The organism is Microvirga subterranea, from assembly GCF_003350535.1.
Taxonomy (GTDB): domain Bacteria; phylum Pseudomonadota; class Alphaproteobacteria; order Rhizobiales; family Beijerinckiaceae; genus Microvirga; species Microvirga subterranea.
Genome location: NZ_QQBB01000011.1, coordinates 80,322 through 91,162, shown reverse-complemented (window position 1 = coordinate 91,162; position 10,841 = coordinate 80,322). Strand labels below are relative to the sequence as shown.

Annotated in this window: 10 protein-coding genes; 2 read left to right on the top strand and 8 right to left on the bottom strand. The window is 66.0% G+C overall.

The features are described from left to right. Positions 1-702: calcium-binding protein (locus DES45_RS25280; protein ID WP_425374301.1), on the top strand; the 702-nt coding region annotated here is incomplete at its 5' end. 104 nt (positions 703-806) lie between these two features. Here DES45_RS25280 and argE read toward each other — a convergent pair. The 6 genes from argE to DES45_RS21340 all read right to left on the bottom strand — a co-directional run bounded on the left by argE (position 807) and on the right by DES45_RS21340 (position 7,593). Then, complete coding sequence (gene argE, locus DES45_RS21365; RefSeq protein WP_114772408.1) at positions 807-1,973, bottom strand: acetylornithine deacetylase; 1,167 nt, start codon at positions 1,971-1,973, stop codon at positions 807-809. Between the two features lie 34 nt (positions 1,974-2,007). Then, positions 2,008-3,057, bottom strand: a complete 1,050-nt coding sequence (locus tag DES45_RS21360) for an ABC transporter ATP-binding protein (RefSeq protein WP_114772406.1) — start codon at positions 3,055-3,057, stop codon at positions 2,008-2,010. Beyond that, complete coding sequence (locus DES45_RS21355) at positions 3,054-4,028, bottom strand: ABC transporter ATP-binding protein (RefSeq protein ID WP_114772404.1); 975 nt, start codon at positions 4,026-4,028, stop codon at positions 3,054-3,056. Before DES45_RS21355 ends, DES45_RS21360 begins: the two co-directional genes overlap by 4 nt. A gap of 10 nt (positions 4,029-4,038) precedes the next feature. Then, positions 4,039-4,947, bottom strand: a complete 909-nt coding sequence (locus DES45_RS21350; RefSeq protein ID WP_114772402.1) for an ABC transporter permease — start codon at positions 4,945-4,947, stop codon at positions 4,039-4,041. Then, positions 4,944-5,921, bottom strand: a complete 978-nt coding sequence (locus DES45_RS21345) for an ABC transporter permease (protein ID WP_114772400.1) — start codon at positions 5,919-5,921, stop codon at positions 4,944-4,946. Before DES45_RS21345 ends, DES45_RS21350 begins: the two co-directional genes overlap by 4 nt. A gap of 73 nt (positions 5,922-5,994) precedes the next feature. Continuing rightward, a complete protein-coding gene (locus DES45_RS21340; RefSeq protein WP_114772398.1) occupies positions 5,995-7,593 on the bottom strand; it encodes an ABC transporter substrate-binding protein in 1,599 nt (532 codons plus the stop codon). Positions 7,594-7,784: 191 nt separating this feature from the next. Between DES45_RS21340 and DES45_RS21335 the strand changes: the two genes are divergently transcribed. Then, complete coding sequence (locus DES45_RS21335) at positions 7,785-8,648, top strand: IclR family transcriptional regulator (protein ID WP_114772396.1); 864 nt, start codon at positions 7,785-7,787, stop codon at positions 8,646-8,648. A 21-nt stretch (positions 8,649-8,669) separates the two neighbouring features. Here DES45_RS21335 and leuD read toward each other — a convergent pair whose 3' ends face one another. Both leuD and leuC read right to left on the bottom strand, forming a co-directional pair. Beyond that, positions 8,670-9,290, bottom strand: a complete 621-nt coding sequence (gene leuD / locus DES45_RS21330) for a 3-isopropylmalate dehydratase small subunit (RefSeq protein WP_114772394.1) — start codon at positions 9,288-9,290, stop codon at positions 8,670-8,672. Continuing rightward, the gene (gene leuC, locus DES45_RS21325) at positions 9,290-10,708 is read right to left on the bottom strand and encodes a 3-isopropylmalate dehydratase large subunit (RefSeq protein WP_114772392.1); all 1,419 of its coding nucleotides are present in this window, start codon (positions 10,706-10,708) and stop codon (positions 9,290-9,292) included. The genes leuD and leuC overlap by 1 nt, the downstream gene beginning before the upstream one ends. Positions 10,709-10,841: the final 133 nt, after the last annotated feature.

Sequence of the window (10,841 nt, the reverse complement as noted above, 5' to 3'; positions counted from 1 at the left end):
GTCTGGCTCGACGGCCAGCAGGTGGTCAACTACTCCGGCGCGGTCGGCTACACCGACCAGAGCACCACCCACTGGAACATGGGCATCTACCGCTCCTCCCCGGCCGGCGGCGAGACCATCGCCTACAACGTCAAGGGGCTGGACCTCTCCTACGGCTCGTCCGCGACCGCCGCAAACCACGGTGCGCCCGCCGACACCGGCACCAGCGCCCCGATCCCGGCGCCCGCTCCCACGCCTGCTCCGACGGAGCCGTCCACGATCAAGACGATCAACGGCACCTCGGGCAATGACGTCCTCACCGGCACCAGTGTGGCCGAGAAGATCGTCGGCAACGGCGGCAACGACAAGATCTACGGCAAGGGAGGCATGGACGTCCTGACCGGCGGCGCGGGCAGCGACACTTTCGTGTTCGATACGGCCCTCAACGCCACGAGCGTCGCCACCATCACCGACTTCACTCCCGGTGTTGACAAGATCCAGTTCTCCTCGAAGGTGTTCACGTCGCTTTGGGTGCAGACTCTCGGGTCGGACGTGTTCCGCGTCGGCACGAAGGCGCTCGACCACAACGATCACATCATCTACGACAAGGCCACTGGCACGCTGTCGTACGATGCGGACGGTTCCGGCAGCATCGCGGCGGTCCAGTTCGCCAAGGTCGCTGCGGGTCTCGCCCTGTCGGCGTCGGACTTCTACACGATCTAAGTCTCGGACCATCCGGTCTTGACACATCGCAGCCCCGGCTTCGGCCGGGGCTGCTTTCGTTTGTGACGGGAGGAGTGCGAGCGGCGCTTCCGCAGGGCGCTCCGTTAGGCCGTGACCGTTGCGAGGAGGCGGCGCATGAAGGCCTCTCCCTTCGCCACTTCGCTGAGCGCGATGTATTCATCCGGCTTGTGGGCTTGGGCGATATTGCCGGGCCCGCAGACCACGGCGGGGATCCCGCCGGATTTCTGGAACAAGCTCGCCTCCGTAGCGAATGCGACCTTCGACTGGCCGTTCTGTCCTGCAATCGCCTTGGCGAGGGTGACGACTTCCTCCTCCGGCGCCACATCCAGCCCGGGCGTCGCGGACAGTTGCTGCCAGGAGAACCCGGCACCCGGCGCAGCGGCCTTCATCTCAGGCTCCAGCACCTCATGGGCGTAACGCTGGACTTCCGCCAGCAGGGCCGCGGGGTCCTGCTGCGGCAAGTAGCGGAACTCGAAGTCGAAGGTGCACTCCTTCGGCACGATGTTGAGCGCCGTGCCGCCGCGGATCACGCCCGTATGCACGGTCGTGTGAGGGATGTCGAAGCCCTCGTCGAACGGCCCCTCGGTTGCGATTCTGCGGGCCATGCTCCGCAGGTACGACACCACGTCGGCCGCATACTCGACGGCGTTGACGCCCTTCGGCGCAAGCGAGGAGTGGCACGACAGGCCCTCGACCCGGCAGCGCATCGCCAGCTTGCCCTTATGCGCGCAGATGATCTGCATTTCGGTCGGTTCGCCGATGATCGCCATGCGCGGCTGCACCGGCAGCGTGTTCAGATGAGCGATGAGCGGACGGACGCCGACGCAGCCGACCTCTTCGTCATAGGAGAACGCGTAGTGGATCGGGGTCGTCAGGTCGGCCTTCGCGAAGTCCGGCGCGAAGGCGAGCGCGATGGCCACGAAACTCTTCATGTCCGCAGTGCCGCGGCCGTAGAGATGATCGCCGCGTCGGGTGAGGGTGAACGGGTCGCTCGTCCAGTCCTGACCATCCACCGGCACCGTGTCCGTGTGCCCGGACAGAAGAATGCCGCCCCGGTCCTTCGGTCCGATCGTCGCGTAGAGGCTGGCCTTCTGCCCCGTGTCGTCGAACACCAGCGTGCTCTCGATGCCGAGCCGGCCGAGATAGTCGCGGATGTAGCCGATCAGCTCCAGGTTGGAGTTCCGGCTCGTGGTGTCGAAACCGACCAGATCACGGATCAGGTCGAGGCTGACGAGATCGTCAGTGGGCATCGTCTCTCCGGGGTTCAACTGAGCAATCGTCGGCTCAATGCATGTCGTTCAGATGGCAGGCCGAGAGCCGGCCGGGCGCAATCTCGCGCAGGCGTGGGCGTTCCGCCTTGCAGCGCGGCAGCGCCAGAGGGCAGCGCGGATGAAAGGCGCAGCCGGCGGGTGGATCGAGAGGGGAGGGAATCTCGCCCTTGATCGGCGCGAAGGTCCGCTTCCGGGTGTCGACCCGCGGCGCCTCGTCCAGGAGCGCACGGCTGTATGGGTGGTTCGGGCCGGCGAACAATTCGGCCGTCGGAGCGATCTCGACCACCCGGCCGAGATACATGATGACCGTGCGGTCGGCGATGTGCTCGACCACGCCGAGGTCGTGGCTGATGAAGAGGTAGGTGAGGCCGAGATCCCGGCGCAGTTCCATGAACAGGTTGATGATCTGTGCCTGGATCGAGACGTCGAGGGCCGCTACCGACTCGTCGCAGACCAGGAATTCGGGCTGCACGGCAAGCGCGCGAGCGATGCCGATGCGCTGGCGCTGGCCGCCTGAAAACTGATGCGGGAAGCGTGCCGCATAGGCCGGATCGAGGCCGACCTTGCGCATGACGGACGCGACATAGTCGGCTTGCCCGGCACGCGACACGAGGCCGTGCACGCGCGGCGCCTCGCCGATGATCTCGGACACGCGCAGGCGGGGGTTGAGCGATGCCATCGGATCCTGGAACACCATCTGGATCTTGAGCTTCGCCTTGCGCGCCTCGTCGGAGGACAGGGAGGCGATCGGCCGGCCCCGATAGAGGATCTGGCCTGCGCTCGGCGGCGTGATGCCGGCCACCATGCGCCCGAGCGTGGTCTTGCCGCATCCGGATTCTCCGACGAGGCCGACGACCTCGCCGGGAGCGATGTTCAGGCTCACGTCGTCCACCGCATGGACATCGTATTCCTGGACCTTGGCGCCGAGCCGCTTCGCCAGACGCTCCGCGAAGTCGAGCTTGGTCGAGAACCGCTTGGTCAGGTGCGAGAGTTCGAGCATGGAGGTAGGGCTGGCCGGCTCGGTCGACGGAGGGGCGGCGAGCGGCGAGGAGGAAGCGGTCATGCGGCGGCCCCTTCAGGATGGAAGCAGCGCCAGCCATGGCCGCCGTCGGACAGGGGCGGGACGGCCAGACAGATCTCGGTGGCGCGCTGGCAGCGCGGTCGAAAGGCGCAGCCTTCCGGCAGGTTGAGCAGGGACGGTGTCATTCCGGGGATCTGGGACAGCGGCTCGCCGCGCCGGTTTCGGCTCGGAACGGACCCGAGGAGGCCATGGGTGTACGGGTGCCGCGCCCCGTCGATCACCTCGACGGTCGTGCCTGTCTCCACGACGCGCCCGGCATACATCACGGCAATTCGGTCGGCGAGACCCGACACCACAGCGAGGTCGTGGGTGATCCAGACGAGCGCGGTCCCGGTCTCGCGGCACAGCTTCTGCACCTCGAACAGGATCTGGGCCTGGATCGTCACGTCGAGGGCCGTGGTCGGCTCGTCGGCGATGATCACGTCAGGCTGGTGCAGCAGCGCGATGGCAATGGCAACGCGCTGACGCATGCCACCCGAGAACTGGTGCGGGTACGCAGCTAGACGCTCGTCTGGGGAGGGAATGCCGACTCGGACCAGCGCCTCGCGGGCTCGCTCGCGCGCCTGCTGGCGTGAAACCTTGTCGTGGGCGAGCACGGTCTCAACCATCTGGGTCTCGACGCTGAGCACCGGGTTCAGCGTCATCATCGGATCCTGGAAGATCATGGCGATACGGTTGCCGCGCAGCTGGCGCAGGCGCTTCTCGCCGGCCTTCACCAGGTCCTCGCCGCGATAGCGCACGGCGCCGCCGACGATCCGGCCCGGAGGATCGATAAGCCCGAGAATGGACATGCCGGTGACCGACTTGCCGGAGCCGGATTCGCCGACGAGCCCCAGGATCTCGCCGCGGTTGAGCGTGAAGCTCACGCCGTCCACCGCCTTGGCGACCCCGCCGCGGGTGAAGAAGTGGGTGCGCAGGTCCTCGACCTCGAGCACCGGTTCCTGTCGCGTCATGGTCGCCTCCTCAATGCTGCAGGCGCGGGTTGAGGACGTCGCGCATCTGGTCGCCGACGAGATTGATGCTGACGATGGTGATCAGCAGGGCGAGGCCCGGGAACACGCTGACCCAGAATTCGCCGCTGAGCATGTAGTCGAAGCCGGACGCGATCAGCATGCCGAGCGACGGCTCGGTCACGGGAACGCCGACGCCCAGGAACGACAGGGTCGCCTCGAGGGTGATCGCATGGGCGACCTGCACGGTCGCCACCACGATCAGGGGCGGCAGGCAGTTCGGCAGGAGGTGGCGCAGGACGATGCGCCCCTTCGGCAGGGCGAGGCACTGCGCCGCCTCGACATATTCCTTGCGCCGTTCCACCAGCGCGGCGCTGCGCACCGTGCGGGCATAGTAGGCCCATTGCACCGCCGCGAGCGCGACGATCACCTTGTCCACGCCCTTGCCGAGCACGGCGAGGAGGATCAGCGCAATGAGGATCGCCGGGAAGGAGAGTTGAATATCGACCAGACGCATGATGGTGGCGTCGGTGCCGCCGCCTGCATAAGCCGCGACCATGCCGATGACCAGCCCGATCGCGAGAGCGATGGCGGTCGACGAGAAGCCGACGAGGAGGCTCGTCCGCAGTCCGTATAGGATCGCGCTCAGGAGGTCTCGACCCTGCTCGTCAGAGCCGAGCCAGAAGACGTTGCCGTCCATATCGGCGCTGCCCGGCGGCAGCATGCCCGACATGATGTCGAGCTTGCTCAGGTCGTAGGGGTCCTGCGGTGCGATCCAGGGAGCCAGCAGGGCCGAAAAGACCACGAGCGCGAGCAGAACGAGGCCGAGCATGGCGACACGGCTGTCGAGGAACCCGACGACGAAGCGCTTGAGCGGGGTTTCGACCTTCGGGGCGGCGGAGACGGGGCTTGCGGCGGTCATGCCTTGGCGCCTCCCAGGCGGATGCGGGGGTCGAGCAGCGAATAGAGCAGGTCGACCACGAGATTGATGACAATGAAGAGGAGCACGGTGACCAGGAGGTAGGCCACGACCACGGGCCGGTCGAGCAGCAGGATGCTGTCGATCAGCAGCTTGCCCATGCCGGGCCAGGCGAAGACCGACTCGGTCACGACCGAGAAGGCGATCACCGAGCCGAATTCGAGTCCGAGCACGGTCACGACCGGGATCATGATGTTCTTGAGGATGTGCACGCCGACGATGCGGGCAGGCGACAGGCCTTTCGCACGGGCGAAGCGCACATAGTCCTGCAGGGCCACCTCGCGGGTGCCGGCGCGGGCGAGGCGGATCACGAGCGATACCTTGAACAAAGCGAGGTTCAGGGCCGGCAGGAACATGTGCTTCAGGCCGTTGAGCGTGAGGAAGCTGAAGGGAACGCCGAACACGTCCACGGTTGCGCCGCGACCGCTGGCCGGAAGCCACCCGAGCGACACCGCGAAGGCCATGATCAGCAGCATGCCGACCCAGAAGGTGGGCAGGCTGAATCCGAGGATGGAGCCCGCCATGATGATGCGGCCCGCGGCCGAATCCGGCTTCAGGCCCGCCCAGATCCCAAGCGGGATGCCGATGACTACCGCGATGATCATCGCGAGCAGAGCGAGTTCGAGGGTCGCGGGGAATCGCTCGAGGACGAGGCCGATGGCCGGGACGCCGTGAACGAAGGACGTTCCAAGGTCGCCGGAGAGGGCATTGCCGGCGAAGGAGAGGAATTGTTCGTGCATCGGCCGGTCGAGGCCGAGCCTTGCGATGGCGGCCGCCCGCTCGATCTCGTCGGCCTCCGGGCTGATCAGCACGTCGATCGGATTGCCGATCGCGAAGATGCCGGCAAAGACCAGGACGGACATGACCGCGATGACGATCGCGCTCTGGGCAAGGCGCCGGATCAGGAAAACCAGCATGTCGAATTCCGGTTGGCGGGCGGGAAGGAAACGGGGGCGGAAGTCCGCCCCCGAGAGTGTCCGATGAAGAGGCTTACTTCGCCGAGCGGATCGACGCGGCCAGGGTGTACTGGTCGGCGCGGGGCTCGTAGCTCAGGCCCTTGCGCATGGCCCACGAGGTGACCTCGTAGTGCAGGGGCAGGACCGCGTAGTCCTCCATGGCGACCTTCATGGTCTCGGCCAGCAGCTTCTCGCGCGCGGCGTCGTCGACCGTGGCGAGCGCCTTCGTCAGCAGCTCGTCCAGCTTCGGGTTCGAATAGCTGGTGTAGTTGGTCGGGCCGAAGCCCTTCTCCTTGATCCGCGTGGCCACGAGAGACTTGAGCGGCGACGAGGCTTCGCCCGTGGCGGCGCTCCAGCCGGCGAGATACACGCTGAACTCGCCCTTGTTGCGGCGGGAGAAGAACACGTTGACGGTCGCGGCATCCACCTGCGTCTTGATGCCGATACGGCTGTACATCTGAGCAACCGCCTGGGCGATCTTCTCGTCGTTGATGTAGCGGTCGTTCGGCGTGCCGATGGTCAGCTCGAAGCCGTTGGGATAGCCGGCCGCCGTCAGCAGTTCCTTGGCCTTCTTCTGGTCGCTCTTGACCTTGAGGTCCGGGTTGGTGCCGAACAGGCCGGGAGCCAGGAGCTGGGCTGCCGGTTCCGCGGTATTGTTCATGATGCGCTTGACGATGGCCTCGCGGTCGATGGCCAGCGAGAGCGCCTCGCGCACGCGGATGTCGCGCAGCGGGTTCTTGCCGTCGGTGCCTTTGATGGTCGGGGTCGGCTCGGCCTGATCGAGGGCGAGATACACGACGCGGTTCGACAGGGTCTCGACCACGGAGACCTTCGGGTCCTTGCGCAGCCGCTCCAGGTCCTGCAGCGGCGGCTCGTCCACGAGATCGACGTCACCGGCGAGGAGCGCCGCCATGCGCGGTCCGTCGCTGGTGATCGGACGGAACGTGACCTTGTCCCACTCCGGCTTCGTGCCCCAGTAGTCAGGATTGCGATCGAGCACGATGCGCTCGCCCTTGCGGTATTCAGCGAGCTTGAACGGGCCGGTTCCGATCGTGAGAGTGCCGTCGTTGAACGCCTGCGTCGCTGGCCAGGAGTCGGCCTTGCACCCGGCCTTGTCGAAGGTGACCTTCTCGCCGCCGGCGGCCTTGGCCGAGATGATGCCGAAAGTCGTCATCTCGACGGGCAGGAGCGGATAGGGGGCGGCGGTCTTGACGATGATCGTGTAGGGATCGGGCGTCTCCACCGCGTCGACACCCTTGGTGTAGAGCGTGAAGGAGGACGGGCTGTTGGCGACGTTCGGAATGCGGCAGAGGGTGTAGACGAAGTCCTGCGCGGTGAACTCGCTGCCGTCATGAAACTTGACGCCCTTGCGGAGCTTGAACTCCCACGTCTTGTCGTCAACCGCGCGCCAAGATTCGGCGAGCGCGGGGATCAGACGCTGCTTCGCATCCTGATCGACGAGCGATTCGAAGATGTGGCGGCGCACCGTGTTGTTCGGTGTCAGGTTATGATAGTGCGGGTCGAGGGAGCTCGGCTCGGCTGCCGTGCCGATCCGGAGTTCTGCCGCGAAGGCATGGCCGCCAAGAAGCAGGGCCGCGAGGGCGCCGGCAAGAATCGTCGTTTGCTGTTTCATGACCTCTCTCTGGGACTTGGCTCTCGATCGCTTGTGACGCGAATTATGTTATTAAAGTACGAAAATTAGTTATCGCATTGCGATAAGAGCGTAGCGCAACGCGATTATCTCGAATAGAATTGTCGAGCTTGTCAAGGCGTCTAAGCGATAAGACAAAGCCTCGAAGAAGGCTTGAGAGAGGGAGCACGACCATGGCACCGCGGAAAATGATCGATGCCTCTGCCCCTGCGGAAGGGGGAGGGATCGCGCTTGCGGAGGACGTGTCCGCTGGGCCTGGGCGGGAAGACCCGCTCTTCATCAATTCTCTCGCGAAAGGCCTCGGCGTGCTGAAGGCCTTCGACGGCGATTGGGACGCGCTCGGCCTGCGGGAGATCGCGGCCCGATCGAGCATCAGCATGGGGGCGGCCCAGCGCATCACCCACACACTGGTGCGTCTCGGATATCTTCGGAAGGACGACAGGACGCGCCGCTACCGGTTGAGCGCCCGCATGCTCGACTTCGCATATCACTATCTTCATGCAAGCCCGCTCTATGAGGTTGCGATCCCGTTCGTCGCCTCGGCGCGGGACGATTGTCGCGAGACCGTCAACGTCGCGGAGCTCGACGGGCCGGAGGTCGTTGCCGTGATCCGCATGCCGAGCCAGCGCCGCATGAACCCGACCTCGACGATCGGCCGCCGACTGCCGGCCTTCTGCACGGCGGGAGGGCGTGCGCAGCTCGCCTGGCTGCCGCAGGACGAGCTGGCCGACATTCTGGACCGCACGGACTTTCAGCCGCGCACGCCACGCACCATCACCGATCGCGCCGAGGTCGAGCGGCGCCTGGAGATCGCGCAGCGCGAGGGCTTTGCCCTCGTCGATGAGGAGGTCAATCTCGGCGAGATCGCCGTTGCGGCTCCCATCCTCGACGGCAACGGTCGCCCCTTGGCGGCCGTCGGGGTCTCGACCTCCACCGCGCACTGGACAGTCGAGGCGGCACGGGAGCGGCTTGCGCCGGTCGTCATGGAGACGGCGCGCCGCATTTCACGCTCGCTGCGCGGTTGGAAGCCGTTTTAGGGCCGCGCCATCTCGGGACGATCAGCGGGCCTGTGGGTGGGGCGCAGCCCAGGGGCGCCGTGCGGCGTCCTCCACCGTGAACCGCGCAATCGCATCCGCCTGATTGAGCGTCAGATCGATATCGTCCCAGCCGTTGAGGAGCTTCATGCGCCAGACGGGATCGACAACGAACGGGATCCTGCGATCGCCCGCCGTGACCGACTGTTCTTCGAGATCGACCGTGAGTTCGGCGCCGTCGCTCTCGAGATGGCGCATCAGCGCCTCGGCATCCTGCTCCTCCACCCGGGCCGGGAGGAGGCCGTTGTTGACCGAGTTGGACGCGAAGATGTCGCCGAAGCTCGGCGCGATCACACAGCGGATGCCGTAATCCACGAGCGCATAGACGGCTGCCTCACGCGATGAACCAGCTCCAAAGTTGCGCCTGGCGACGACGATCTGCGCGTTCCGGAACTGGGGACGGTTGAGCGGGAAGTCCGGGACTTCGCTTCCCTCGCCCGAAAAGCGCATGTCGTGGAGCAGATAGCCGCCATATCCTTCCGCGCGAGAGCGCTTCATGAACCGGGCCGGGATCAGCTGGTCCGTGTCGATGTTGGCATAGGGCAGGGGGCAGGCGGTCGCGGTCAGGCGCTGGAAGGGCTGCATCAGGAGCGCTCCTCGATCAGGGGGCGGACGTCGGCGAGGTGCCCGGTCACGGCGGCCGCCGCGACCATCGCGGGCGACATGAGATGGGTTCGTGCCCCGGGTCCCTGACGTCCCTTGAAGTTGCGGTTCGTGGTCGAGGCGCAGCGCTCGCCGGGCTGCACGATGTCGCCGTTCATGCCAACGCACATGGAACAGCCGGACTCCACCCACTCGAGCCCGGCCTCCTGGAATATCCTGTCGAGCCCTTCCGCTTCTGCCTGCTGCTTTACTAACGAGGAGCCGGGCGAGACGAGCCCCGGTACCTTGGCCTTGCGGCCCGCCAGCACTTCGGCGGCGGCGCGCAGGTCCTCGATGCGGCTGTTGGTGCACGAACCGATGAAGACGCGGTCGATGCGAACGTCGGTGAGCCTCTGGCCCGGCTTGAGGTCCATATAGGCCAGGGCGTCGCGGACCTGCGCCGCCTTGCCCGAATCCGGGATCGTCTCGGGATCCGGCACCATCGTGGTGATCGGCAGTGCGTCCTCGGGGCTGACGCCCCAGGTGACGACGGGGGCGATCTCCGCCGCGTTGAGCGTGATCTCACGGTCGAACTGCGCACTCTCGTCGGTCCGAAGCTGCAGCCAGTCCTCCGCCGCACGCTCGAATTCACCTCCCGCGGGGGCAAAGGGACGGTTGCGGAGATAATCGATCGTCGTCTCGTCGGGGGCGACCATGCCGCAGCGCGCGCCCGCTTCGATCGAGAGATTGCACAGGGTGAGGCGCCCCTCCATCGAGAGCCCCCGGATGGCGGAGCCAGCATACTCGACGGCATGTCCCTGCGCACCGTCCGCGCCGATGCGCGCGATGATGGAGAGCGCGATGTCCTTGGCGCCAATTCCCGGGGCCAATGCTCCCTCAACCATGATGCGCATGCGCTTCGGCTTCCGCTGCCAGAGCGTCTGTGTCATCAGCACGTGCGCGACCTCGGATGCGCCGATGCCGAAACCCCATGCGCCGAACGCGCCATGCGTGGAGGTGTGGCTGTCGCCGCACACGATGAGCAGGCCCGGGAGCGTCAGGCCCTGTTCCGGGCCGACCACGTGGACGATTCCCTGACGCGGGTCGTTGAGACCGAACAGCAATACGCCGTTTTCGGAGGTGTTGCGCTCGAGCTGGTCGATCATACTTTGGATGGCCGGATCGATCGTGCGTCCGGAGCGGCGGGTCGGGACATAGTGATCGGCGATGCCGAAGGTGAGATCCGGGCGTGAGACCTTCGCGCCCCGCTCCTTCAGCTTGTTGAAGGCATGGAACGATCCCTCGTGGACGAAATGCCGGTCGACCCACAGCAACGTCTGTCCGTCCTCGCGGGTCACGATCGCGTGGCTGTCCCAGAGCTTGTCGAACAGGGTCCGCGGACCGGAGGGGTTCTGCGCCATCTCGCTCTCCCGAATGCGCTCACATCGTTCATGTCGGAGCGCTCACCAGTATTTCCAAAGGGGCGGCTTGACGCAAGGGAAATGTCTTATAAGGTAGACAGGTATCTGTTCTTTGCATCAGTCAACACTGTTG

Excerpts from the sequence above, each read along its gene's own strand:
- argE (WP_114772408.1), bottom strand. The coding sequence starts at position 1,973 with ATGCCCACTGACGATCTCGTCAGCCTCGACCTGATCCGTGATCTGGTC.
- DES45_RS21360 (WP_114772406.1), bottom strand. The coding sequence starts at position 3,057 with ATGACCGCTTCCTCCTCGCCGCTCGCCGCCCCTCCGTCGACCGAGCCG.
- DES45_RS21355 (WP_114772404.1), bottom strand. The coding sequence starts at position 4,028 with ATGACGCGACAGGAACCGGTGCTCGAGGTCGAGGACCTGCGCACCCAC.
- DES45_RS21350 (WP_114772402.1), bottom strand. The coding sequence starts at position 4,947 with ATGACCGCCGCAAGCCCCGTCTCCGCCGCCCCGAAGGTCGAAACCCCG.
- DES45_RS21345 (WP_114772400.1), bottom strand. The coding sequence starts at position 5,921 with ATGCTGGTTTTCCTGATCCGGCGCCTTGCCCAGAGCGCGATCGTCATC.
- DES45_RS21340 (WP_114772398.1), bottom strand. The coding sequence starts at position 7,593 with ATGAAACAGCAAACGACGATTCTTGCCGGCGCCCTCGCGGCCCTGCTT.
- DES45_RS21335 (WP_114772396.1), top strand. The coding sequence starts at position 7,785 with ATGGCACCGCGGAAAATGATCGATGCCTCTGCCCCTGCGGAAGGGGGA.
- leuD (WP_114772394.1), bottom strand. The coding sequence starts at position 9,290 with ATGCAGCCCTTCCAGCGCCTGACCGCGACCGCCTGCCCCCTGCCCTAT.
- leuC (WP_114772392.1), bottom strand. The coding sequence starts at position 10,708 with ATGGCGCAGAACCCCTCCGGTCCGCGGACCCTGTTCGACAAGCTCTGG.